Raw genomic sequence first — 22,933 nt, 5'->3', positions numbered from 1 at the left:
TACATGTCCTTTACCGAACTCGGTCTATCCGATGAAATCGTCCGTGCCGTTACCGAACAGGGTTACAGCACGCCTACCCCGATCCAGACTCAAGCCATTCCCGCCGTGCTGCTTGGCGGCGACCTCCTTGCTGGCGCACAGACCGGCACTGGCAAGACTGCCGGCTTTACGCTTCCCATCCTGCAACGCCTGAAAGGTGGCAAGCCCGCCGCTCGCGGCTCGGTTCGCGCCCTGATCCTCACCCCGACGCGCGAACTTGCCGCGCAAGTAGAAGAAAGCGTGCGCGTCTACGGCAAGTACCTGAAACTCCGCTCCGCCGTGATTTTCGGCGGTGTCGGCATCAATCCCCAGATTCAGCTGCTCAGCAAGGGCGTCGATATCCTGGTCGCCACGCCGGGACGTCTGCTGGACCATGTCCAGCAGGGCACTGTCAGCCTGGCCAACATTGAAATTCTTGTCCTGGACGAAGCTGATCGCATGCTCGACATGGGCTTCATCCGGGATATTCGCCGCGTCCTTGCATTGCTGCCGAAGCAGCGCCAGAACCTCCTGTTCTCCGCAACCTTCTCCGATGAGATCAAAGAGCTCGCCGACAGCCTGTTGAACGCGCCGGCCATGATCGAAGTCGCCCGCCGAAACTCGACGGCCGAAATGATCGCGCAGAAGATCCATCCGGTCGATCGCAACCGCAAGCACCAGTTGTTGGCCCATCTGGTCAAGGAAAACAACTGGTCACAGGTACTGGTATTCACGCGCACCAAGCATGGCGCAAACAAGCTGGTCGAGCAGCTCGGCAAGGAAGAAATCAGCGCGCTTGCGATCCATGGCAACAAGAGTCAGTCCGCACGTACACGCGCGCTGTCGGAATTCAAGGACGGATCGCTCCAGGTACTGGTTGCGACCGACATCGCCGCGCGCGGCATCGACATCGACCAGCTGCCGCATGTCGTCAATTACGACTTGCCGAACGTGCCGGAAGACTACGTCCACCGCATTGGCCGCACCGGGCGTGCCGGCGCCAGTGGCGAAGCCGTTTCCCTCGTCTGCGTGGATGAGCACGATATGCTCAAGGGTATCGAAAAGCTGATCAAACGCTCGCTTCCCAGGGAGGTCATTGCCGGCTTCGAGCCTGATCCGAATGCGCGTCCGCAGCCCATCCAGCTTCGCAGCGGCAACGGTGGCGGCAGGAATCGTCCGGCTCAGCCGAAGCCCGCCGCCAAGACATCCCGTCCCGCACATCCTCCTGCAGGAAAACCGGTGCCGCCCAAGCGTCCGGCTGGAAAACTTCTCAGCGGCGACAAAACGCCAGCGAATCGCAATCGCGGGAGCCAGTAAGCCCCGTGCCGCAAAGCGACGCCGCGGTCAAAGACGCTGCGTCGCCCCCTCCTTTCAGCATTAATCCCCATTAAAATGGCGGATTACACCCGGCTTACGCCCCTCGCACTACGACAAAGACTGGAATGGCATTGAAACCTGCGCTGAAACCGGCTCCCGAAGTATCGACGCCCGGCCTCGACGCCGCGCTGGAAAAGCACACGCCAATGATGCAGCAATATCTCCGCATCAAGGCTGATTATCCGGACATGCTGGTGTTCTACCGCATGGGAGATTTCTACGAACTGTTCTTTGAAGACGCCGAAAAGTCGGCGCGCCTGCTCGGCATTACTCTGACGCAGCGTGGCGCCTCCAACGGCAATCCGATCAAGATGGCAGGCGTACCTTTCCACTCCGTGGAACAGTATCTGGCCAAACTGGTCAAGTTGGGCGAGTCGGTCGCGATCTGCGAACAGATCGGCGATCCGGCAACCAGCAAGGGCCCGGTCGAGCGCAAGGTCGTGCGCGTGATTACGCCGGGCACGCTGACGGACGCAGACCTGCTTCCTGAAAAGTCCGAACGTCCCCTGCTCGCGCTGCACGTGGTCACGCAGCGCAAATCCGTGGTAGCTGGTCTCGCATGGCTGTCGATGGCAAGCGGTGCCCTGCGCGTCATGGAATTCATCGGCGACGCGAAGACCTTCGATGCGCGCCTGAAGCAGGAACTTGAACGGATTTCTCCCGCCGAGATTCTGGTCATCGACAATGGAGACCTGTTTTCCCAGTCGTCCACCGGCAAGTTCACGACGGTGCCGGACTGGCACTTCGATATCAATGCCGGACAGAAGGCGCTGATTGAACAGCTGTCTGTTGCAACGCTGAGCGGGTTCGGTGCCGATGGGCTGAGCGCGGCGATCGGCGCGGCCGGCGCCCTCCTGCGCTATGCCCAGTCGACGCAAGGCAAGGGACTGCAGCACGTGCGAACCCTTTCCGTCGAATCGGAAAATGAATTCATCGGACTGGATGCCGCCACACGACGCAACCTGGAGCTGACGGAAACGTTGCGCGGCCAGGAAGGAAACTCGAGTGCGCCCACGCTGTTCTCGCAACTCGACCATTGCCGGACCGCGATGGGCTCGCGCCTGCTGCGCCACTGGCTGCATCATGCGCGACGCGATCAGGAAGTCGCCCGCGCGCGCCACGCCGCCCTGAACGCCCTCATGCGGGCGGATGCCTCTTCCGGCCTTTCCGCCACGCTTGCCGCCGTACCGGATATCGAACGCATCACGACGCGCATCGCCCTCCTTTCCGCCCGGCCGCGTGACCTCGCCGGTCTGCGTGGCGGATTGCAGCAGCTTCCTTCACTGCGCGCGTACGTTGCCATGTGCAACAAGGATGCCGATGCACCGCTGCTGCGCGCGGTCCAGGATGCACTGGCCACGCCGGGCGAGTGCCTTGAACTGCTCGAACGTGCCATCGCGCTTGAACCGGCCGCGATGGTGCGCGATGGCGGTGTCATCGCCCGCGGCTTCGATGCCGAGCTTGACGAACTGCGCGCACTGTCCGAGAACGCTGGTCAGTTCCTCGTGGATCTCGAGTCGCGCGAGCGCGCCCGCACGGGGATTGCCAATCTGCGGGTCGAGTACAACAAGGTGCACGGGTTCTACATTGAAGTCACGCACGGCCAGACCGACAAGGTGCCCGACGATTACCGCCGGCGTCAGACGTTGAAGAACGCCGAGCGCTACATCACACCAGAGCTGAAGGCTTTCGAGGACAAGGCGCTGTCCGCCCAGGAACGCGCGCTTACCCGCGAAAAGTACCTCTACGAAAAACTGCTGAACGACCTTGCGCCGCAAATCGGGCTCCTGCAGTCGATCGCCCATGCGCTGGCTCAGCTCGACGTGCTTGTTGCGCTGGCGGATCATGCGTTGCGTAATAACTGGTGCGCACCGCATCTCGTGCCAGAGCCGACCATCGCAATCGAGCAGGGCCGTCATCCCGTCGTCGAGAACCAGATCGAACGCTTCATTGCCAACGATTGCGAGCTCAACAGCGATCGCAAGCTGCTGCTGATCACCGGCCCGAACATGGGCGGTAAGTCAACCTACATGCGTCAGGTTGCCCTAATTACCCTGCTCGCATATGTCGGAAGTTTTGTCCCGGCCACACGGGCCATGATCGGCCCAATCGACCGGATCTTCACGCGTATCGGCGCCGCAGATGACCTCGCCGGCGGACGTTCGACCTTCATGGTGGAGATGACGGAATCGGCCGCGATCCTCAACGGCGCCACCGAGCACTCCCTCGTGCTGATGGACGAAGTGGGCCGAGGGACATCGACATTCGACGGTCTGGCGCTCGCCTGGGCAATCGCACGACACCTGATTGATGCCACGCGCAGTTTTACTCTGTTCGCAACCCATTACTTCGAACTGACCCAACTGCCCGAAACCCATCCGACCGCTGCCAATGTCCACTTGTCCGCCGTTGAGCACAAGGACAGCATTGTGTTCCTGCACGCGGTCCAGGCTGGCCCTGCGTCGCAGAGCTATGGCCTGCAGGTCGCCCAGTTGGCGGGCGTTCCCCAACCGGTTATCAAGGCAGCTCGAAAGCACCTCGCAGCGCTTGAGGCTCATTCCGTACAGGCGACGCCGCAATTCGACCTCTTCGCGTCCTCGGCAGCGGTCGTCGAAGAACCCGGGCTTGCACCAGCTGACCCGGCAGCGAACGCCGTGGCGGAAGAGCTTGCCGATATCGATCCGGATGCCATGACGCCGCGCGAGGCATTGGATGCCCTCTATCGCCTCAAGGCGCTCGCCGGCAAACAATGAGCCGGACCGCGATCAAGACACTCGCCCTCTGCCTTGCCATGTGGCAGGCCGCTCCCGCCATTGCGGACTCCGCGGAGTTCAGCTTCGGCGTCATCACGCATGCGCGTACGTCGAACCCCGAAGACAATGGCGCCCTTCAATCCGCCCTCGAAGCGACCGACTCGGATAATCTTGCTTTCGTCGTAATACAGGGCGTCAAGCCACCCAATGTCGGCTGCACGGACAAGGCCTATCTCCGTCAGAAATCCGAACTGGATGGCGCTCGAAACGGCGTCATTGTTTCGCTCGCCGCGAGTGATTGGGCGAGATGTCCGCCGGAATCCGGACGGTCTTCGGCAATCGGTCGCCTCGGACGCTTGCGTGACTTGTTCTTTTTCGACGATTTCTCTCTGGGCGCGAGCCGCATTCCGGTAATCCGGCAATCGACCATCGCAAAGTTCCGGGGCTTTCCCGAAAATGCCCGGTGGCAGATCGGCGACATCATGTTCGCCACCATCAACCTGCCCTCCAATAACAACAACTTCGTCGTCGACGCGGGAAGAAACAGTGAATTCGAGGACAGGTTGATCGCCAATCGTGACTGGCTCAACCGTGTCTTCACTTTTGCCCATCGGGAAAAGGCAATCGGGATTGTGCTGTTCAGCGACAGCAACCCGTTCTCGTCCGCGCGGTTATCTGGCAATCAAAGGGATGGATTCGCGGAGACGAGAAAGCTGCTGTCCAGCCTTGCAGCAAAATTCCCAGGAAAGATCCTGGTCCTGCACAACCAGGCGTCGCGCCCGGACACCATTGCATGGAATGGAAATATTGGGGAATATGGGGTGCCTGCGGGATGGACCAAGGTCAATATCGCGTCCAGGCAGGCAAAGGTTTTTTCGATCGAACCGCATGCCACGCAGTCGGCGGAAGGCCATCGCTGAATGATCGCGACGCGCCTTTCCCATGTAAGTAATGACCGGCGTTTGTAATACGTGCCCGCGGAATCAGTGGAGCGGATAGCTGCGGAACTGGTCGTCGCCTTCGCCCTCGGCATCACCATGATGGTGATGGTGGCCATGTTCACCGTGCACATGCTGGTGGGCCACTTCTTCCTCTGTCGCATCCCGTACGCCAGCAACGCTCAGGGTAAAGCGAAGCGCCATCCCCGCAAGCGGATGATTGCCGTCGAGCACCACCTGGTCGTCTGCAATATCGGTCACTGTGAAGATGATCGACTCCTCGCCGCCCGCTGCATCGTCCGGCGTTCCCTCAAACTGCATGCCGACCTCGACAGGATCTGGCAAACGATTGCGCGGCTCGATCTTGATCAGGTTCGGATCGTATTCGCCGAAAGCATCCTCAGGCTCGACCTGAATGGTCGTTTCATAGCCGATATCCTTGCCCTCGAGGGCTTCCTCGATCTTGGGCAGCGTATTTTCGTATCCGCCGTGCAGATACACCATCGGGTCGCGGCTTTCTTCAATCAGATTGCCTTGCGCATCTGAGAGCTTGTAGTGGACCGTCACTACCGTATTCTTGGCGATCTTCATGAGCCGTCCTTTCGTGTCAACATTTCAGGATTATACTCGCCCGTGCCGCAAGACCTTGCGCCACGACAGATTCTCGAATCGAGCCGTCCGGCGCGACGACCTCTCAGCAATCATCATGCCCATACAATGACGACAATGAAAAAACTGCCTCTCCTCGGCGGCCTCACGCCGCAGCAATTTCTCCAGGAATACTGGCACAAGAAACCGCTTCTCATCCGGCAGGCCATTCCCGGTTTCAAGCCGCTCCTTGCGAAGGAAGAGCTGGTTGCGATGGCGGCGAGGGATGATGTCGAATCGCGTCTCGTCACCCACTTCGGATCACGCTGGCAGCTTCACAAGGGACCGTTCGCGCAACTGCCGCCTTTCCACAAGAAAGCGTGGACGACGCTGATCCAGGGCGTAAACCTCCATCATGATGGTGCGAATGCGCTGATGCAGCAGTTCCGCTTCATACCGGATGCGCGGCTGGATGATCTCATGATCAGCTATGCCACCGACACCGGCGGCGTTGGACCGCACTTCGACTCGTATGACGTTTTCCTGCTCCAGGCATATGGCCAGCGCCTCTGGCGCATCGGGCCGCAGAAGGACTTGACCCTGGTAGAAGGGCTGCCGGTAAAAATACTGCAGAACTTCAAAGCGGAACAGGAGTTCCTCCTTGAACCGGGCGACATGCTGTACCTACCGCCCCATTACGCGCACGATGGCATCGCTGTTGGCGAGTGCATGACCTACTCGATCGGATTCCGCACGCCTTCCTTCCAGGAACTTGGCGAAGGATTCCTGCAGTTCATGGCCGAATCGATTGAGCTTCCGGGACGATACGCCGACCCTGACCTTCCCGTTACGTCAAAGCCGGCTGAAATCAATAACGCAATGCTTTCCCGCGTTGCCGAAACGCTTCGGAAGATCAAATTTACGGATGACGATGTCGCTATTTTCCTTGGTGAATATCTTTCGGAGCTCAAGCCGACCGTCTTCTTTGATCCCCCGGCACGCTCGACGTCACTGTCGCGATTCCTTCAGCTGGCAGACAAACGCGGCGTGCAGCTTTCACGCAAGACCAGGATGCTCTATCGCGGGCGGCACGTATTTATCAATGGAGAATCCTTTGTCGCAGGAGGGGCCGATCGGCGTCCTCTGGTAAAGCTCGCCGACCGCAGGCAACTCGCACCGGAAGATGTGGCCAACGCGTCCAAGGATGTCCGGGAAACGCTCCACGCATGGCATGAAGACGGATGGATTTCCCTTCGAAAGCCGGGGTGAAAAGTGTGTTGCGATTGCTTACAAATTCCTTACCGAAAAGAAAAGCCGCAAGCACTTGTTGCAAAAAAACCCGCTATAATTATTGATTAGGATGTTTTCGACATGCCGCAATGCAACACTTTGCGGTGAGAGAACGCCTATAGAGCGATAATTACCGGTAATTATTCATCGCATAATTTTTTTATAATAAATTTTGTAAAGGGAAATCCATGAAAAAGTCTCTGCTGATCGCATCTCTGCTGGCTGTTGCTCTGGCTGCTTGCGGCAAGAAAGAAGAAGCTGCTGCTCCGGCACCGGCTGCTGCACCGGCTCCGGCTGCTGCTCCGGCTGCTTCCGCTCCGGCTGACGCTGCTGCTCCGGCCGCTGCTCCGGCTGCTTCCGCACCGGCTGACGCTGCTGCTCCGGCCGCATCCGCACCGGCTGCTTCCGCACCGGCTGACGCCGCTGCTCCGGCTGCCGCTGCTCCGGCTGCATCCAAGTAATCTGCGATTACTGCAAGAAAAAGCCGACCAACTGGTCGGCTTTTTTATTTCCCCACTCAACCTGTCAAAGCGCTCGCCCTGCCCCTATAGCATCAGGTGGATCCAGTCGAAGCCCTCCTCCTGACAGGCGATCGTCACATCGATTCCCGTACCTTTCGTCACTCCGTGAAGCGCCTCGCGGGCCAGCTCAGGCGTGTTGTTCTGCTGGCTTAAATGCGCACCAACGACGGTTCTGAGCCGTGACTTGTCCAGGGCACCAAGAATCTCCGCGGTCATTTCGTTCGACAAATGCCCGAAGGCGCCGCCGATGCGCTGCTTCAATGAGTAGGGATACGATGAGTTGGCAAGCATGCGCCGGTCATGGTTGCATTCCAGGACTAGCGCATCGCACCCGCCCAATGCCTGAATAAGATGCGGCGTCGATTGTCCCGCATCAGTCAGGACGCCGAGACGAAACCGCCCGTCATTCGCCACATACTGTACTGGCTCGCGCGCGTCGTGCGGCACGGTATATGGACCGAGTTCAAGGTCCTGAATCGAAAGTCTGTCGCCGTCGCGGCAAATGTGCACGTCAACCCCGTCGCAGTCTCTCTCTACTGCTTGATAGGTGCCGAAGCTAAGCCAGACAGGAATACGATGCCGGCGCGCAAACTTGAACACGCCGCCGACGTGGTCCTTGTGTTCGTGGGTGACGACGATGCCTGCAAGGTCGGCTGGCGCCAACCCCTTGCGCTGCAGGCGTCGCTCGGTTTCACGGATGGGGAAACCGCAATCCAGCATGACAGTCGTGCTTGTCGTGCCGAATGCGGTAGAGATCAGAAGCGCGTTTCCTTCACTGCCGCTTCCAAGACTTGCAAATTTCAATACTTGAACTTACTTGAGTTGTTCATTGAGGAGCGAAAGGATCCGGTCCGCAGTCTGCGACGAATCAGGGCGCCCTTCGGCGTTCAGCACCGACACCTGGCTTGCACCGCCGGCCGCCTTCACCGCAACGCGGTATCGCTGTGCCGATTTCGCACTGTCATCAGAACCGAACGTGAACAGCCGCGACAGGAAGCCCTTCTCCGATGCCTTCTTCTGGTCGGCATCTGGATCGACGTAGCGGACGAAGTAGATGCCTTGCGTACGGTCACGGTCTTCCACTGTAAAGCCGACACGATCCAGGGCCAAACCGACACGGCGCCACGCACGGTCGAAACCTTCATCGACTTCGACATAACCGCCGCTCGTGCCTTTGACCAGCTTGGCGCGCGACGGCTGCAGGCCAACATTGGCCACGGTCGTCCTCGCCTGAGTCGCTTCCGCACCAAGGCGGGTCATCAGGCGTGTCAGGAATTCGGCTTCAAGCTCAGGATCCGGCTGGCGCGGGGTCCACATCGTGCTGTCCTTCTGCTGGCCGACGAGTACTTCCTGCATGCCGCGATGGCTGATGTAGATTTCGGTTACGCCGTCGGCAGTGCGCTCCAGCCGCGTACGGAACTTGTCGCGCTCGCCGGTGGAGTACAGCGAATCCAGCGCCTTGCCTAAGGTATTGCGAATGAAATCCTGCGGAATCTTTGCGCGGTTTTCGGCCCAGTCGGTCTCCATCACGCCGGCTTGGGGGACTTCGTAACTGATCAGGAATCCTGACTCCTGCCAGAAGTCTTTTACGAGCGGCCACAGCGCTTCAGGCGCCTGGTTGACGACGAGCCAGCGCTGGTTGCCAGCGCGATCGATGCGCATGTCGGTTGCCGCTTTGACCGCAACTACGGCAGTGGGCGACGAAGGACGGGCAGCTTGTTGCTGGCTGTAGGACGACGCCGTCGCCGTGCCCCGGTTGGCGTCGGGGATGGCGTAGCGGTTCTCGCGCTGCAATTGCGTCAGGTCCGGCGGCACCTCCAGTGACGGCGCCTTGCCGGCGCTCTTGTACTCGACGCGGTCCGGCTCCAGTACCGATCCAATGGTACTGCAGCCAGTCAGGCCGGCAATCGCCAGCCCGAAAATGATCCCACGTTGAGCGATACGAGTGTTCTTTCGAATTGTCATGTCGATGCTGATTGAGGTGAAGTCTGCGTGACTGCCGGACGAAATGCGGCGCTTATTGTAATACACCGGATTCGCGCAGGGCGGCGCGCACGGTATCCTGATAGCCCTCGCCCAGCGGCACCAACGGCAGGCGGATGCCGGACGGGATCAGTCCCATCTCTGCCATCGCCCACTTCACCGGAACTGGGTTCGGCTCGACGAAAAGCTTGTTGTGCAGCGGAAGCAGCTTGTTGTTCATCGCGACCGCCTCGGCAACCTTGCCAGCCATCGCAGCGAGGCACAGGTCATGCATGCCGCGCGGTGCGACGTTCGCCGTGACCGAGATATTGCCCTTGGCGCCGCAGAACATCAGCGCCATGGCTGTCGGATCATCGCCGGAATAGACAGCGAAGGATTTCGGCGCGAGACGAATGAGGTCGCTGCCGCGGGCAATATTGCCAGTCGCATCCTTGACGCCGATGATGCCGGGCACTTGCGCAAGGCGCAGGATGGTTTCATTGGCCATGTCGGCGACAGTACGGCCGGGCACGTTGTAGAGGATCGCGGGCAGGTCGACAGACTCGGCGATCTTCTTGAAGTGCTGGTACATGCCTTCCTGGGTCGGACGGTTGTAGTACGGGACCACGAGCAGGGAGGCATCGGCCCCAACGTTCTTGGCATATTGCGTCAGTTCGATCGCTTCGGTCGTCGAATTGCCGCCGGTACCCGCGATGATGGGGATACGCTTCGCGGTATGTTCGACGGCAATCTTGATCAGCTCGCAGTGCTCTTCGACCGAGACGGTCGGCGATTCACCGGTGGTGCCGACGATGACGATGCCGTCGGTGCCTTCGGCGATATGCCAGTCGATCAGTTTGCGCAGCCCCGGCAGGTCGAGACTGCCGTCTGCGTGCATGGGGGTGACAATGGCGACAATGCTGCCCTGGATCATGATGATGTTATCGGGTAAAGAAATAAAAGATCGATTGTAGCGGATAGCCTGCTCCCGTGGGGCAATACGGGGCGAAAACGGGCTCAGGAAAGGCTATGCCGGCTGTGCTCGCGTGCCTGCGACTTCACGGCGCAGATGCGCTGGACCATCGCTGGCTTGGGTGTTTCAACGTATCCATCCTCGAATGCGATGACACGCATGTCACTCTTTGCAGCGAAGTCGAGTAGCTCGCCTGGGCGAAGCAGGAAGTCGGGATTGGAAGGCTTGCCAAATTGCTCATTCCCGACAGCGAAAGTTTCATAGAGAAGGACACCTTCGGGGGCAAGGCTACGAAGGATGTGCGGGAAAAGTGGCCGATGCAGGTAATTGGTGACGATGATACCGGCGAACCTGCCCGCGTCAAACGGCCACACCGCATCTTCGGCTTCGAGATCCACCTGATGTGTAACGATACCCGGCCCGGCTGTCGCGTCCAGCGCCGAGGGGTCGCGATCGACTCCGATTACGAGATGCCCGAGCCCTGCAAGAAGGCGCGCGTGGCGCCCTCCTCCGCAGGCCAGGTCAAGCACCTCGCCCGCGGGAAGGAGTGGCGCAAATCGCGCAACCCAGGCCGAAGGCGTATCAGCAGAGGCGTGTGAAGCGGCCAAGGCAAGCGCTTAGTTGTAACCCAGGCCCATCGCGTCGCGCACATCCCGCATCGTTTCCTGCGCCAGCTTGCGCGCCTTGTCGCAACCGTCGGCAACAATTGCGCGTACTAGCGAAGGATCGTCGAGGTACTTTTGCGCGCGCTCGCGCATCGGCTCCTGTTCCTTGAGGATGGAATCGACGATCGGCTGCTTGCACTCGAGGCAACCGATGCCTGCCGACTTGCAGCCCTTGACGACCCAGTCTTTGGTGTCCTGGTCCGAATACACCTGGTGCAGCTGCCATACCGGGCATTTTTCCGGGTCACCTGGGTCGGTGCGGCGTACGCGTGCCGGGTCAGTCGGCATCGTGCGGACCTTCTTGGTCACCGATTCCTTGTCCTCGCGCAGCGTGATCGTGTTGCCGTAGCTCTTGGACATTTTCTGTCCGTCGAGACCCGGCAGGCGCGACGATTCCGTCAGTTTCGCCTGGGGTTCGACCAGGATGATTTTGCGGCTGCCTTCGAGGTAGCCGAACAGGCGCTCGCGATCGATCATCGACAGGTTCTGCGTTTCGTCGAGCATGGCCTTTGCCTGCTCCAGTGCGTCCGCGTTGCCCTGCTCCTGATAAGCAGTGCGCAGTTCGGTGTACATGCGGGCACGCTTGCTGCCCAGTTTCTTGATTGCTTCCTGCGCCTTTTCCTCGAATCCCTTTTCCTTCCCGTACAGGTGATTAAAGCGGCGAGCGATTTCGCGCATCATTTCGATGTGCGGAATCTGGTCTTCCCCGACCGGCACCTGGCTGGCACGGTAGATCAGGACGTCGGCGGCCTGCAGCAGCGGGTAGCCGAGGAAGCCATAGGTGGCAAGGTCGCGGTCGGCCAGCTTTTCCTGCTGATCCTTGTAGGTCGGCACGCGCTCCAGCCAGCCGAGCGGCGTCGCCATCGACAGCAGCAGGTGCAGTTCGGCGTGCTCCGGCACCTTGGACTGGATGAACAGCGTGGCCTGTGCCGGGTCGATACCGGCAGCGAGCCAATCGATAACCATGTCCCAGGTGCTCGTTTCGATGATGCTCGGGTCGTCGTAATGGGTGGTCAGCGCATGCCAGTCGGCGACGAAGAACAGACAGGGCAATTCGGATTGCATCTTGATCCAGTTCTTCAGCGCGCCGTGAAAGTGGCCAAGGTGCATCGCACCAGTCGGACGCATGCCGGAAACTACGCGGTCGGGATACATAGGGTTCAGTTCAGAAAAAGAGTCAGGGGGAAAAGGATCAGTTTCAGGGCCTCATGCGCCAGCAGCATCACCGGCGCCATCCAGAAATACAGGACTTTCAGGAGCACAAGGCCCATGACGATAAAGAAACCATAGGGTTCAATGCGCGCAAACTTGTAGGCGAGCCGGTTCGGCAAGGCACTGGTCAGGACGCGTCCGCCGTCCAGCGGCGGAATTGGAAACAGGTTGAACGCGAACATGACCAGGTTGCTCAGGACGCCCGCTTGTGCCATCCGCAGGAAGAACGGTTCGTGCACGTCGCCCACACTGAGGATGATCGCAAAAATCATCCAGAGCAAGGCCATGACGAAATTTGCCCCGGGGCCGGCGAGCGCAACCCAAGCCATATCGCGCTTGGGCTTGCGGAGGTTGCCGTAGTCGATCGGCACCGGCTTGGCATAGCCGAAGAGAAACGCACCTGAGGTGGCGATATAAAGGATTGCCGGAATGATCAGCGTACCGAACGGATCAATATGCCTGATCGGGTTGAGACTCATTCGACCCTGCAGGTAGGCCGTCGAATCGCCGAAGTAACGCGCCGCGTATGCATGTGCCGCCTCATGCAGGGTGATCGCAAAGATCACCGGCAGTGCATACACTGCAATCGTTTGAATAATCTGATCCATTGAGGGATTTTATCAGAGGGGAAAAGATGCCCGCCGTTCGGGGCGGGTGCGGGCTCAGAGCCCGAACATGGACGCGTCGCCGCGCCCCTGGCGTACGAGTACCGGTTCGGCATCAGTGAGGTCGATCACGGTGGTGGGTTCGAGGTGGCATGCGCCGCCGTCGATCACGAGCTCGACCTGGCGTTCGAGCTTGTCGCGGATCTCGTCGGGGTCGGTCAGCGGATCATCCTCTTCCGGAAGGATCAGGGTAGTGCCGATCAGCGGCTGCCCCAGTTCATCCAGCAGCGCGTGGGCAATCGTATTCTCCGGTACGCGCAGGCCGATCGTCTTGCGCGACGGGTGGCTGAGACGGCGCGGGACTTCCTTGGTCGCTTCCAGAATGAAGGTAAATGGTCCTGGAGTAGCGGCCTTCAACATCCGGTACTGGCGGTTATCGACGCGCGCGTATTGCGCGATTTCACTCAGGTCGCGGCACAGCAAGGTCAGGTGGTGCTTGTCGTCCACGCCGCGAATGCGGCGCAGGCGCTCAACCGCGCCCTTGTCGTCGAGGTGGCAGACCAGCGCGTAGCACGAGTCGGTCGGCAGCGCGACGATGCCGCCGCCGTGGATGATTTGCGCGGACTGCTTGATGAGGCGCAGTTGGGGGTTGTCCGGATGGATTTGAAAAAATTGGCTCATAAGAAGAACGGCGGCCTTGAACGACCGCCGTTGCAGGTTTCTTGTTATCAGTACGCGCCGCGAAGCGCTGCAATACGTTCTTCAATCGGAGGATGGCTCGAGAACAGCGCCGCAAAACCGGAGCGTCCGCCATTAATACCGAAGGACTTAAAGTTCTGCGGCATGCTTTCTGGCGGCTCCAGCCCTCCCAAGCGCGCCAGCGCCTTGACCATCTGCTGCGGGTTGCCCAGCAGCTTGGCCGATCCCGCGTCAGCACGGAACTCGCGGTAGCGCGAGAACCAGGCCACGATCATTGATGCCAGGATGCCAAACACGATCTCGCAGACGAACACGGTGACCATGTAGCCGATCCCCGGGCCGCGATCGTCGTTGTTGCGCAGCACCGTCCTGTCGATCATATAGCCGACTACGCGCGCAAGGAAGACGACGAAGGTATTCACCACGCCCTGGATCAGCGTGAGTGTCACCATGTCGCCGTTGGCAACGTGGGCAATCTCGTGGCCGAGCACCGCCTCGACCTCTTCGCGCGTCATGTTTTGCAGCAGGCCCGTCGAGACGGCGACCAGCGCGGAATTCTTGAATGCCCCCGTGGCAAAAGCGTTCGGCTCGCCTTCGTACACTGCGACTTCGGGCATGGCGATACCGGCGCGATCCGCCAGTCGCTTTACCGTGTCGACAAGCCACAGTTCAGTCGACGTCGACGGTGCATCGATGACGTGCGCGCCCGTTGACCACTTCGCCATCTGCTTGCTCATGAGCAAAGAAATGATGGCGCCGGTAAAGCCAACCACGAGCGAGTACATCATCAGCATACCGAGATTGAGACCGTTCGCGGTAAGGTAGCGGTTGACGCCGAGCAAGGACAGCACCACCGACATCACCAGCACGACTGCCAGGTTGGTCGCCAGGAAAAGGACGATTCGTTTCATGAATAAGCCTCCGTTCGAAAGCGACATCTAGTTAGGGTTATTTCCCGGAAATTCAAGTGGCGGATCATGCCACAGAAGCAAGGCGCAAAGCCTGCTCCGAGGGCATTAAATGCGCCAGTCGTGCCAGACGGGGGTGAGGCTGGGTGGCAATGGGGGCAGCGAGCCGAGCTCAGTCTGCGATTCGCCCGGTGCATGGAAATCCGAGCCACGCGAGGCGAGCAGGCCATGCGCGCGGGCGACACGCGTATAGATGCCGAACTCCTCCACCGTGTGGCTTCCGGTCACGACTTCAACACCGGTTCCGCCTGCACGCTTGAATTCAGCGAGGAAGACATCCCGTTCCATGTCGGTCAGGTCGTAGCGACCAGGGTGGGCGACCACGGCAATCCCGCCCGCGCCGCGAATCCATTTGACCGCGTCCTGGAGTGTTGCCCAGCGGTGCGGTACGTAGCCCGGCTTGCCCTCGATCAGGAATCTGGAAAACACGTCCTGAATGTCCCTGCAAATGCCGGTTTCGACAATGTGCCGAGCGAAATGGGTGCGCGAAATGAGGTCAGGGTTGCCCACATACTTCAACGCGCCCTCGAAGGCGTCAGGCACACCGACTGCAGCGAGCTGCTCGGCCATTTCGTGAGCACGGCGTTCGCGTCCGGAACGCGTGCTCTGGAGCCCCTTGATCAAGTCTTCGTTCTTCTCGTCGAAATTCAGGCCGACAATGTGGATGGTATGCCTTGCCCAGGTCACCGAAATCTCGACACCGGTAACGTAGCGCAAGCCGAGCGCCAGCGCGGCCTCGCGTGCCTGCGGAATGCCGCCGATTTCGTCGTGGTCCGTCAAAGCCCAGACATCCACGCCGCCCGCCTTCGCGCGCGCAGCAACCGCCGCCGGCGAGAGCGAACCGTCGGATACGGTGGAATGGCAATGAAGGTCGACGTTAAGCATGCATTTTGAATGGATTGGCAGGAGTGAACTATTGTACGCCGAGTGCGCGTGAGTCTGCAGGCAACTCCGTTCGACAGCAGGCGAGCACGGATTATCCCGCTTGAGCGTCGAGGAACTGCTCGATCAGGCGTGCAAGGGCTTCGGGCTGGTCGTGGTGCAGCATGTGGCCGGCGTCAGCGATCGATGCCGTCGTGACATTCTTCAGGAAACTGAGTCGGCGGTCGATTTCGATGCGGGCCGTTTCCTTCGGCCCCATCCAGCGCCATGCTTCGGTATCGTCCGCCTCCACCCACAGAACCGGCGCCGCAATTTCCTGCCAGCACGCGAGCACCTCTTCCACGCGGTAGAGAACGGGACTGACGAGCTTGTGCGCTGGGTCGCCGAGCACGTCCCACTCGCCGCGCTCATTTTCGGCAGACCAGTGCCGCGACAGGAAATCCGCGCGTTCATCCGTCAGGCGGCGATTGTTCTTCTGCAGGCGTCGCATCACGTCCTCGCGCGATGCGTACGGACGCATGCCAGGCGGCTCGCGCAACTCTTCCAGCCATTTTGCATAGCGCTTTGGTGCTTGCTCGGGCCGGGTCGCCGCCAGTCCAAAGCCTTCGAGGTTGATCAGCCGCCGAACCCGTTCCGGCCGCACGCCGGCGTACAGGCACACGACATTGCCACCCATGCTGTGGCCGAGAAGATCGACCGGATGGCCTGGGGAATAGTGCTGGAGAATTGCGTCGAGGTCCCCCATATAGTCAGGGAACCAGTAGCAGTCGACAGCCGGTGCCTTCGTCAGTCCGAAACCGCGCCAATCCGGCGCGATCACGTGCCAGTCGCCTTGCAGGCAATCGACCATGAACTGGAACGACGCGGAGACGTCCATCCATCCATGCACCATGAAGAGCTTCGGCGCCCCTTCCCTGCCCCAGTGCCGTACGTGGTATTGAAGTCCCCGTACGGGGATGAATTCGGAGCGGGATGGCTTCATGTTTTTTCGGTTACCCAGATCAAGAATGGAATTTCCGGAAATCGGCATAATAGCCAGGTTGCCGGAAAGGCAAATTAATAGAACGCCCGTTCGATAATTATAATGGAGAGGACATGACTTCTGCCGCAGGCGCCGATCGTTACGACGAGCTGTACAACCATTTCCACTGGCATGTTCCCGAAACGCTGAACATTGCGCAGGTCTGCTGCACCCGCTGGGCCGGAGAGAAATCACGGATCGCGATCTACTACGAAGACGACCAAGGCAATACCGCCACCCTCACGTACGCGGCGCTGCATGAGCAGACCAACCGGCTGTCTAATGTGCTGGCTCGCCTTGGCGTGAAAAAAGGCGCCCGCGTGGCCATCATCCTTCCGCAGCGCATCGAGACGGCCGTGGCGCACATGGCGTGCTACCAGCTGGGCGCCGTCGCGATGCCGTTGTCCATCCTGTTCGGCCCCGATGCACTGGAGTACCGGTTGCAGAACAGCGAAGCGGAAGTTGCCATCGTCGACCAGGCCGGCCTGGACAACCTCCGTGCGGCAAGGCCGAACTGCCCGGCGCTGAAGCACATCATCGCGGTCGATTGCGACGCACCGGAAGCGCTGGACATGAACACCGAGCTGTCGAAGGCGCGCACGCATTTCGACGCCACCCCGACGCTGGCGACAGATCCGGCCGTCCTCATCTACACCAGTGGCACGACCGGCGCGCCGAAGGGGGCGCTGATCCCTCACTCTGCCATGATCGGGAACTTGACCGGCTTCGTCGCCTCGCAGAACTGGTTCCCTCAGGAAGGCGACGTGTTCTGGTCCCCGGCAGACTGGGCCTGGACCGGCGGCCTTTGGGATGCGCTGCTGCCGACGCTGTATTTCGGCATGCCGATCGTCGGCTTCCGCGGCCGCTTTTCGCCGGACACGGCGTTCTACCTCCTCGAAAAATACGGCGTCACCAACACCTTCCTCTTCCCGACCGCGCTGAAGATGATGATGAAGGCCTATCCGACGCCGAAGGACAAGTTCAAGCTGAAACTGCGCGCCATCATGAGCGCCGGCGAAGCGGTCGGCGACGCCGTGTTCAACTGGTGCCAGTCCGCACTCGATGTCGCGCCGAATGAGATGTTCGGCCAGACGGAAATGAACTATATCGTCGGCAACAGCGTGCACCAGTGGCCGGCGAAGCCGGGCAGCATGGGGCGCGCCTACCCGGGGCACCGTATCGCTGTGATCGATGACGACGGCAATCCGGTCAAGCCAGGTGAAATCGGCGAGGTCGCATTGAATCGCACGGATATCCACGGTCATCCGGACCCGATCTTCTTCATCGAATACTGGAAGAATCCGGACGCCACGCGCAACAAGTACTCCGGCGACTGGTGCCGCACCGGCGATCTCGCACTGGTCGATGAAGATGGCTACCTCTGGTACCAGGGCCGCGCCGATGACATGTTCAAGGCAGCCGGCTACCGCATCGGCCCGTCGGAGATCGAAAACTGCCTGGTCAAGCACCCGGCGGTCGCGAATGTTGCCGTCGTCCCCAAGCCGGATCCGGAGCGCGGCAACGTCGTCAAGGCCTTCATCGTCCTGACGGCCGGCACGCCCCGCAACAGGGAGGCCGACGAGAAACTCATTGCCGAGCTGCAGACGCATGTGCGCGGCAAGCTCGCGCCCTACGAGTATCCGAAGGAAATCGAGTTCATCAATGAATTGCCGATGACCACCACGGGAAAGGTGCAACGCCGTGTGTTGCGCATGATGGAACAGGAGCGCGCTTCACAGCAATAAGGTCTAGCCGAACAGCCGCGCAAGCTGGAAGGACGATCGCACTCCAATCTGCCGGAAATTGCGCTCCAGCCAGGCCTCTGCGCGACGCCGCCCCTCTTCATGCAAACCGTGGATGAAGGCGGGGTGAGCGTTGAGCTTGCTGTGCCTGCCGAGCTGGCTCATCAATTCCTGCGACTCGACGACATGCATGTTGAGCTGCCGCAGGCGGCGTTCCAGCCGTCCGAGCGAGAACCAACTGCGCTTGGCCTCCCGCTGCGCCAGAATCAATCCCTGCAACTCGGTAAAGAACGTCGAGCTGAATCCCATCTCAGTCAGCCTGTGCCAGATATCGTCCGCGCTGCGCGGCACATGGTTATGCGGCTGCGGATGCAGCAGCACGACGACGATGTCGCGTGCGACGCACTTGTGAACCAACGGAAAAAGCGGCGGATTGGCCGTCAGGCCGCCGTCCCAGTACGCTTCACCCTCGATTTCCACCGCCCGGTGCAGCAATGGAAGACATGCCGACGCAAGCAGGACCTCCATTGACATCTGCCGCGTGCGGAACAGTCGAAGAGTGCCGGTGCTGACCTGCGTCGTCGCGATGAAAAGACGAATGTCGCACTCCGCGCGCAAACGTTCAAAGTCGACCTGCCTTGCGAGGATATCGCGCAGGGGATTGATGTCGAACGGATTGAGCTGATAGGGTGAAAAGAAGCGCAGCAACGACAGCAAGGGTTTGAATGCCGGCGGTAGATCGGACTGTGCCGCAAGGTTGGACGGTGCGACGAGATTGTCGGGAACATTGCTGAATGGCGCGCTGTTCGCCACCGCCTCCCAGAAATCCCTCAGTGCCTGTCGTGCGCCATCGCGTCCGCCTGCCGTCATCCCGTGTGCCAGCACCACGGCGTTCATGGCGCCAGCACTGGCGCCGCTAATGCCTTCGATCTGGATTCGCTCATCTTCAAGCAGGCGGTCGAGTACACCCCAGGTGAAGGCACCGTGCGATCCGCCGCCCTGCAGCGCGAGTGTGACGCTTTTTTTCTCCATGGATGTCCTGTCGTGTCTTGCGCGGCCCATTCAGGATCATCGCGCATTGTTCGTACACAGGCATGCGCGCGCGCCGGTCATGGCCGGACGCACGCATGATGGGATGAGAACGGTACTTATTCTTTCTTCGGCTGCGCCTGTTGCGCTTGCTCGGCCTCGTTCTGGATTTTCTGGCCGAGCTGCTGGAGTCCTTTGCCAGCCACTTCGGCGGCCTTGTTCAATTCCTCGCCGGCGCGCGACGCCGCCTGGTCGAGCTGTTGGCCGGCTTTTTCAGCGGGCCCTTTTTCTCCGGCCGCGGTATTTGTTTTTTCGCACGCGACAAGCCCGGTAATGAGGCAGGCTGCGGCAAACAGCCGTGCAAGAACGGTTCCTGATGACAACATAATGCACTCCCTTGTGCTTGCGGGATTATTCCCATGTCAACAAAGACCTCACGCGTTAGGGCAAGGTTCCGCAAAGTTACCAGCGTGCAATTCACATAGGGAGTTCGGCCAATTCAGCTTCGCTGAACCCAGCAGCGCGCCGTGCTTCCAGGTTGAATGGTCCTCTCAACGGAGGAGCCTTGTACGCCTGCGCCAATCTGGCATAAGTAGCGATGGGTTCAAGGCCGCGCTCGGTGCACAGCCACCCGTACCAGCGGTTGCCGGTAGCGACGTGGCCGATTTCGTCGCGCAGGATGATGTCGAGTATTTCCGCGGCCGCCTGGTCACCGGCCTGCGCCAGTTTCGCCCTTACCGGCGGAGAGGCGTCCAGTCCGCGTGCCTCCATCGTGCGGGGTACGAGCGCGATGCGCGCCAGGAGGTCGCCATTCGTTTTCTCCGCCATGTCCCACAGACTGTTGTGCGCGGAGAAATCGCCATACGCGAAACCGAGCGTGCGCAAATGCGCGTCCAGCAGGGAGAAATGCAGGGCCTCCTCCGCAGCGACACGCAGCCAATCCGAATAGAAATCGGAGGGCATGCCGGGAAAGCGCCAGATCGCGTCCAGCGCCAGGTTGATTGCATTGAACTCGATGTGGGCAAGCGCATGAATCATCGCTGCGCGGCCTTCCGCGGTTCGCATCGAACGATGCTTGACTTCGAGCGGCGACACCAGAGCGGGGCGTGTCGGCCGGCCGGGTATCGGCCCCGTCGGAAGCAGGTGCACTGCCACATCGAGACCGATCTGCCCCTTTGACCAGCGGGTTTGGAGTGATTTGACACCGTCGACCTTGGCAAGAGGGTCGGCTCGGCAGAGCCAATCCAGTGCAAGCGCACGGAGTTCCTCGGGTTGGTCATTCGATGGGTTCATGCGATGGGCGGTAAAATGTCGGATTCACACGAAACTCCCGATTTTACGGAAATCCATGGCTATCTACCAATTGGGCGAGAGCGCCCCGCATATCGATCCTTCCGCCTATGTGGCGGACTCCGCGAACGTTATCGGCAAGGCACGTATCGAAGCTAACGCGAGCGTCTGGTTCGAGGTCACGATACGTGGCGACAATGAACTGATTACCGTGGGCGAAAACAGCAACGTGCAGGAATGCTGCGTGTTGCACACCGATCCCGGCTTTCCACTGACAATCGGCAAGAACGTGACCGTTGGCCATCAAGCGATGTTGCATGGCTGCACAATTGGCGATGGCTCCCTTGTCGGCATCCAGGCAGTCATCCTGAACGGTGCAAAAATCGGCCGCAACTCCCTGGTAGGCGCGGGCGCGCTTGTCACCGAGGGCAAGGAATTTCCCGACAACTCGCTGATTATCGGGTCCCCAGCAAAGGCGGTCCGCACCTTGAGCGAGGAAGACATCGCCCGCATGCATGGCAACACCGCGAACTACGTCAAGCGCGGCCAGCTGTTCAAGAAAGAACTGAAACGAATTGGGTAATGATGGATACGCTGCAACGATTTATTTTTGAAAATGCCGCAGTACGCGGCGAACTGGTCGAGATTTCCGAGACCTGGAAACAGATCCAGGCGCGCAAGGACTACCCCGCCCCCGTCCGTACGCTGCTGGGCGAACTGCTTGCCGCCGCCGCGCTGTTGACGGCGAACCTGAAGTTCAAGGGCATGATGATCCTGCAGATGCACGGCGACGGCCCCGTGAAGCTGCTGGTGATCGAATGCGACTCCGATCTGCGCCTGCGCGCGACGGCAAAGCTGGCGGCCGACGCCGTCATTCCGGAAGGCGCAGGACTCAATCAACTGGTCAATGCCCATGGTCAGGGCCGCTTCGTGATCACGCTCGATCCGGCGGACAAGCTGCCCGGCCAGCAGCCTTACCAGGGCATTGTTCCCCTCGACGGCGAATCCGTGGCGATCGCGATCGAGAATTACATGCTGCGTTCGGAACAGCTCGACACCAAGCTGTGGCTGGCGGCGGACGAGAACGTGGCGCGCGGCCTGCTGCTGCAAAAGCTGCCGCGCGACGGCGGTACCGGCACGCAGGTGGCCGATGACCTCGAAGCGTGGAACCACACCGTGGTGCTGGCATCAACGCTGCGCAAAGAAGAAATGCTTTCAACCGACATCAATACGCTGCTGCGCCGCCTGTTCTGGGAAGAGACGATTCGCGTATTCGAACCGGCGCATCCGAGCTTCCACTGCAGTTGCAGCCGCGAGAAGGTCGGCAACATGCTGATCATGCTGGGGAAGCCGGAAATCGACGCCGCGCTGGACGATCTCGGCAAGCTGTCGATCAACTGTGATTTCTGCGGGCAGCATTACGAATTCGACAAAGTCGATTGCGCCCAGCTGTTCGCGACGGACAATGCCCGCGATGCCTTGCAACAGGCGGGCAGTTCACGGCACTGAAAATGAAAACGCCGGGATGTCCCGGCGTTTTTTCAATCTAGTTGGATTTAGGTGCGGTTGGAGGCTTCGGCGCCGTCGAAATCGAACTGCCCGGATCAAGGATCTGGACAAAGATTTCGCCATTCTTGATCATCCCCAGCTCGTAGCGCGCGCGCTCTTCCACCGCGCCCGTCCCATCCCGCAGATCCCGCACTTCCGAATTGAGCTTGTCGTTGCGCGCCTTGAGCTCGGCGTTCTTCTTCTGCGCGGTTTCGACCTGTCCCTCTAGATCCCAGACACGCAGCCAGCCGCCCTTCCCCAGCCACAGGGGATACTGGATCAACAGGAGCAGTGCCGCGAGGCTGAGTGTGATGAGACGCATGCGTGCATTCTAAAGAAATTTGGGGGCAGACGCCCCCAAATTTCATCCAACTGTCACTTCCGGTTAACGCAGGTTGTAAAACGCGCTGCGGCCCGGGTAGCTGGCGATGTCGCCGAGGTCTTCCTCGATGCGCAGCAGCTGGTTGTACTTCGCCATGCGGTCGGAACGGGACATGGAGCCGGTCTTGATCTGCAGCGCATTGGTGCCGACCGCGATGTCCGCAATCGTCGAATCCTCGGTCTCGCCCGAACGGTGCGAGATCACGGCCGTGTAGCCCGCGCGCTTGGCCATCTCGATCGCCGCGAACGTCTCGGTCAGCGTACCGATCTGGTTGATCTTGATGAGGATGGAGTTTGCGATGTTCTTCTGGATGCCTTCACGCAGGATCCTGGTATTGGTCACGAACAGGTCGTCGCCCACCAGCTGCGCCTTCTTGCCCAGCGCGTTGGTCAGCGTCGCCCAGCCTTCCCAGTCGTTCTCGGCCATGCCGTCTTCGATCGAGATGATCGGGTACTTGTCGCACCAGGTCG

The 22,933-nt window shown here is 60.3% G+C and carries 23 protein-coding genes and 1 pseudogene; 8 read left to right on the top strand and 16 right to left on the bottom strand.

Going from position 1 to position 22,933, the window contains the following annotated elements:
• The first annotated feature begins 3 nt into the window (after positions 1-3).
• From ACNOHI_RS23145 to ACNOHI_RS23135, 3 genes are all read left to right on the top strand, one after another.
• A complete protein-coding gene (locus tag ACNOHI_RS23145) occupies positions 4-1,335 on the top strand; it encodes a DEAD/DEAH box helicase (protein WP_420477080.1) in 1,332 nt (443 codons plus the stop codon).
• A 206-nt stretch (positions 1,336-1,541) separates the two neighbouring features.
• Positions 1,542-4,148: a DNA mismatch repair protein MutS gene (gene mutS, locus ACNOHI_RS23140; protein WP_420477127.1), complete on the top strand. Its 2,607-nt coding sequence runs from the start codon at positions 1,542-1,544 to the stop codon at positions 4,146-4,148.
• A complete protein-coding gene (locus ACNOHI_RS23135; protein ID WP_420477079.1) occupies positions 4,145-5,068 on the top strand; it encodes a hypothetical protein in 924 nt (307 codons plus the stop codon). The genes mutS and ACNOHI_RS23135 overlap by 4 nt, the downstream gene beginning before the upstream one ends.
• A 63-nt stretch (positions 5,069-5,131) precedes the next feature.
• On the opposite strand, the gene ACNOHI_RS23130 is transcribed toward ACNOHI_RS23135, so the two are convergent.
• Positions 5,132-5,677 (bottom strand): FKBP-type peptidyl-prolyl cis-trans isomerase, encoded by a 546-nt coding sequence (locus ACNOHI_RS23130; RefSeq protein WP_420477078.1) that lies wholly within the window; start codon positions 5,675-5,677, stop codon positions 5,132-5,134.
• A gap of 135 nt (positions 5,678-5,812) precedes the next feature.
• On the opposite strand from ACNOHI_RS23130, the gene ACNOHI_RS23125 reads away from it, so the two are divergent.
• Positions 5,813-6,943, top strand: coding sequence for a JmjC domain-containing protein (locus tag ACNOHI_RS23125; protein WP_420477077.1), 1,131 nt, complete (start codon positions 5,813-5,815; stop codon positions 6,941-6,943).
• Between the two features lie 209 nt (positions 6,944-7,152).
• A complete protein-coding gene (locus ACNOHI_RS23120) occupies positions 7,153-7,425 on the top strand; it encodes a hypothetical protein (protein ID WP_420477076.1) in 273 nt (90 codons plus the stop codon).
• A gap of 84 nt (positions 7,426-7,509) precedes the next feature.
• Here the strand turns inward: ACNOHI_RS23120 and ACNOHI_RS23115 are convergent, their stop codons facing one another.
• The 10 genes from ACNOHI_RS23115 to ACNOHI_RS23070 all read right to left on the bottom strand — a co-directional run bounded on the left by ACNOHI_RS23115 (position 7,510) and on the right by ACNOHI_RS23070 (position 16,433).
• Complete coding sequence (locus ACNOHI_RS23115) at positions 7,510-8,289, bottom strand: MBL fold metallo-hydrolase (RefSeq protein WP_420477075.1); 780 nt, start codon at positions 8,287-8,289, stop codon at positions 7,510-7,512.
• A gap of 9 nt (positions 8,290-8,298) precedes the next feature.
• Positions 8,299-9,450, bottom strand: a complete 1,152-nt coding sequence (bamC, locus tag ACNOHI_RS23110) for an outer membrane protein assembly factor BamC (RefSeq protein ID WP_420477074.1) — start codon at positions 9,448-9,450, stop codon at positions 8,299-8,301.
• A 52-nt stretch (positions 9,451-9,502) separates the two neighbouring features.
• Complete coding sequence (gene dapA / locus ACNOHI_RS23105; RefSeq protein WP_420477073.1) at positions 9,503-10,381, bottom strand: 4-hydroxy-tetrahydrodipicolinate synthase; 879 nt, start codon at positions 10,379-10,381, stop codon at positions 9,503-9,505.
• Positions 10,382-10,464: 83 nt separating this feature from the next.
• Positions 10,465-11,028 (bottom strand): class I SAM-dependent methyltransferase, encoded by a 564-nt coding sequence (locus ACNOHI_RS23100; protein ID WP_420477072.1) that lies wholly within the window; start codon positions 11,026-11,028, stop codon positions 10,465-10,467.
• Between the two features lie 9 nt (positions 11,029-11,037).
• Positions 11,038-12,240: a tryptophan--tRNA ligase gene (locus ACNOHI_RS23095; protein WP_420477071.1), complete on the bottom strand. Its 1,203-nt coding sequence runs from the start codon at positions 12,238-12,240 to the stop codon at positions 11,038-11,040.
• A gap of 5 nt (positions 12,241-12,245) precedes the next feature.
• The gene (locus ACNOHI_RS23090; protein WP_420477070.1) at positions 12,246-12,905 is read right to left on the bottom strand and encodes a site-2 protease family protein; all 660 of its coding nucleotides are present in this window, start codon (positions 12,903-12,905) and stop codon (positions 12,246-12,248) included.
• 54 nt (positions 12,906-12,959) lie between these two features.
• The gene (locus ACNOHI_RS23085) at positions 12,960-13,583 is read right to left on the bottom strand and encodes an L-threonylcarbamoyladenylate synthase (RefSeq protein WP_420477069.1); all 624 of its coding nucleotides are present in this window, start codon (positions 13,581-13,583) and stop codon (positions 12,960-12,962) included.
• A gap of 47 nt (positions 13,584-13,630) precedes the next feature.
• Entirely contained in the window at positions 13,631-14,512 is an 882-nt protein-coding gene (htpX, locus tag ACNOHI_RS23080) for a protease HtpX (RefSeq protein WP_420477068.1), read from the bottom strand.
• Between the two features lie 105 nt (positions 14,513-14,617).
• On the bottom strand, positions 14,618-15,454 hold the full coding sequence (locus tag ACNOHI_RS23075) for a 3',5'-nucleoside bisphosphate phosphatase (protein ID WP_420477067.1): 837 nt from the start codon (positions 15,452-15,454) through the stop codon (positions 14,618-14,620).
• 91 nt (positions 15,455-15,545) lie between these two features.
• Positions 15,546-16,433 (bottom strand): alpha/beta fold hydrolase, encoded by an 888-nt coding sequence (locus ACNOHI_RS23070; RefSeq protein WP_420477066.1) that lies wholly within the window; start codon positions 16,431-16,433, stop codon positions 15,546-15,548.
• Positions 16,434-16,546: 113 nt separating this feature from the next.
• On the opposite strand from ACNOHI_RS23070, the gene ACNOHI_RS23065 reads away from it, so the two are divergent.
• Complete coding sequence (locus tag ACNOHI_RS23065) at positions 16,547-18,217, top strand: acyl-CoA synthetase (RefSeq protein WP_420477065.1); 1,671 nt, start codon at positions 16,547-16,549, stop codon at positions 18,215-18,217.
• 3 nt (positions 18,218-18,220) lie between these two features.
• Here the strand turns inward: ACNOHI_RS23065 and ACNOHI_RS23060 are convergent, their stop codons facing one another.
• From ACNOHI_RS23060 to ACNOHI_RS23050, 3 genes are all read right to left on the bottom strand, one after another.
• Positions 18,221-19,246, bottom strand: a complete 1,026-nt coding sequence (locus tag ACNOHI_RS23060) for a patatin-like phospholipase family protein (protein ID WP_420477064.1) — start codon at positions 19,244-19,246, stop codon at positions 18,221-18,223.
• A 116-nt stretch (positions 19,247-19,362) separates the two neighbouring features.
• Positions 19,363-19,629: a hypothetical protein gene (locus ACNOHI_RS23055; RefSeq protein ID WP_420477063.1), complete on the bottom strand. Its 267-nt coding sequence runs from the start codon at positions 19,627-19,629 to the stop codon at positions 19,363-19,365.
• Between the two features lie 91 nt (positions 19,630-19,720).
• On the bottom strand, positions 19,721-20,536 hold the full coding sequence (locus ACNOHI_RS23050) for a ferritin-like domain-containing protein (protein ID WP_420477062.1): 816 nt from the start codon (positions 20,534-20,536) through the stop codon (positions 19,721-19,723).
• 55 nt (positions 20,537-20,591) lie between these two features.
• Between ACNOHI_RS23050 and ACNOHI_RS23045 the strand changes: the two genes are divergently transcribed.
• The gene (locus ACNOHI_RS23045; protein WP_420477061.1) at positions 20,592-21,116 is read left to right on the top strand and encodes a gamma carbonic anhydrase family protein; all 525 of its coding nucleotides are present in this window, start codon (positions 20,592-20,594) and stop codon (positions 21,114-21,116) included.
• The gene (gene hslO, locus ACNOHI_RS23040; protein ID WP_420477060.1) at positions 21,116-22,042 is read left to right on the top strand and encodes an Hsp33 family molecular chaperone HslO; all 927 of its coding nucleotides are present in this window, start codon (positions 21,116-21,118) and stop codon (positions 22,040-22,042) included. The genes ACNOHI_RS23045 and hslO overlap by 1 nt, the downstream gene beginning before the upstream one ends.
• A 37-nt stretch (positions 22,043-22,079) precedes the next feature.
• Here hslO and ftsB read toward each other — a convergent pair whose 3' ends face one another.
• Together ftsB and eno are read right to left on the bottom strand one after the other, a co-directional pair.
• Positions 22,080-22,403 (bottom strand): cell division protein FtsB, encoded by a 324-nt coding sequence (gene ftsB, locus ACNOHI_RS23035; protein WP_420477059.1) that lies wholly within the window; start codon positions 22,401-22,403, stop codon positions 22,080-22,082.
• Positions 22,404-22,466: 63 nt separating this feature from the next.
• A pseudogene (gene eno / locus ACNOHI_RS23030) lies at positions 22,467-22,933 on the bottom strand (phosphopyruvate hydratase); the annotation flags it as partial.

The sequence above is a fragment of the Noviherbaspirillum sp. ST9 genome (genome assembly GCF_048799745.1).
Classification (GTDB): Bacteria; Pseudomonadota; Gammaproteobacteria; order Burkholderiales; family Burkholderiaceae_D; genus Noviherbaspirillum.
The sequence above is the reverse complement of the archived record's forward strand: the minus strand, read 5'-3'. Positions and strand labels throughout refer to the sequence as shown.

What these genes read in the sequence shown, in the direction of transcription:
- ACNOHI_RS23145 (WP_420477080.1), top strand. Translation starts at nt 4, where the DNA reads ATGTCCTTTACCGAACTCGGTCTATCCGATGAAATCGTCCGTGCCGTT.
- mutS (WP_420477127.1), top strand. Translation starts at nt 1,542, where the DNA reads ATGATGCAGCAATATCTCCGCATCAAGGCTGATTATCCGGACATGCTG.
- ACNOHI_RS23135 (WP_420477079.1), top strand. Translation starts at nt 4,145, where the DNA reads ATGAGCCGGACCGCGATCAAGACACTCGCCCTCTGCCTTGCCATGTGG.
- ACNOHI_RS23130 (WP_420477078.1), bottom strand. Translation starts at nt 5,677, where the DNA reads ATGAAGATCGCCAAGAATACGGTAGTGACGGTCCACTACAAGCTCTCA.
- ACNOHI_RS23125 (WP_420477077.1), top strand. Translation starts at nt 5,813, where the DNA reads ATGAAAAAACTGCCTCTCCTCGGCGGCCTCACGCCGCAGCAATTTCTC.
- ACNOHI_RS23120 (WP_420477076.1), top strand. Translation starts at nt 7,153, where the DNA reads ATGAAAAAGTCTCTGCTGATCGCATCTCTGCTGGCTGTTGCTCTGGCT.
- bamC (WP_420477074.1), bottom strand. Translation starts at nt 9,450, where the DNA reads ATGACAATTCGAAAGAACACTCGTATCGCTCAACGTGGGATCATTTTC.
- dapA (WP_420477073.1), bottom strand. Translation starts at nt 10,381, where the DNA reads ATGATCCAGGGCAGCATTGTCGCCATTGTCACCCCCATGCACGCAGAC.
- ACNOHI_RS23095 (WP_420477071.1), bottom strand. Translation starts at nt 12,240, where the DNA reads ATGTATCCCGACCGCGTAGTTTCCGGCATGCGTCCGACTGGTGCGATG.
- ACNOHI_RS23090 (WP_420477070.1), bottom strand. Translation starts at nt 12,905, where the DNA reads ATGGATCAGATTATTCAAACGATTGCAGTGTATGCACTGCCGGTGATC.
- ACNOHI_RS23085 (WP_420477069.1), bottom strand. Translation starts at nt 13,583, where the DNA reads ATGAGCCAATTTTTTCAAATCCATCCGGACAACCCCCAACTGCGCCTC.
- htpX (WP_420477068.1), bottom strand. Translation starts at nt 14,512, where the DNA reads ATGAAACGAATCGTCCTTTTCCTGGCGACCAACCTGGCAGTCGTGCTG.
- ACNOHI_RS23075 (WP_420477067.1), bottom strand. Translation starts at nt 15,454, where the DNA reads ATGCTTAACGTCGACCTTCATTGCCATTCCACCGTATCCGACGGTTCG.
- ACNOHI_RS23070 (WP_420477066.1), bottom strand. Translation starts at nt 16,433, where the DNA reads ATGAAGCCATCCCGCTCCGAATTCATCCCCGTACGGGGACTTCAATAC.
- ACNOHI_RS23065 (WP_420477065.1), top strand. Translation starts at nt 16,547, where the DNA reads ATGACTTCTGCCGCAGGCGCCGATCGTTACGACGAGCTGTACAACCAT.
- ACNOHI_RS23060 (WP_420477064.1), bottom strand. Translation starts at nt 19,246, where the DNA reads ATGGAGAAAAAAAGCGTCACACTCGCGCTGCAGGGCGGCGGATCGCAC.
- ACNOHI_RS23055 (WP_420477063.1), bottom strand. Translation starts at nt 19,629, where the DNA reads ATGTTGTCATCAGGAACCGTTCTTGCACGGCTGTTTGCCGCAGCCTGC.
- ACNOHI_RS23050 (WP_420477062.1), bottom strand. Translation starts at nt 20,536, where the DNA reads ATGAACCCATCGAATGACCAACCCGAGGAACTCCGTGCGCTTGCACTG.
- ACNOHI_RS23045 (WP_420477061.1), top strand. Translation starts at nt 20,592, where the DNA reads ATGGCTATCTACCAATTGGGCGAGAGCGCCCCGCATATCGATCCTTCC.
- hslO (WP_420477060.1), top strand. Translation starts at nt 21,116, where the DNA reads ATGATGGATACGCTGCAACGATTTATTTTTGAAAATGCCGCAGTACGC.
- ftsB (WP_420477059.1), bottom strand. Translation starts at nt 22,403, where the DNA reads ATGCGTCTCATCACACTCAGCCTCGCGGCACTGCTCCTGTTGATCCAG.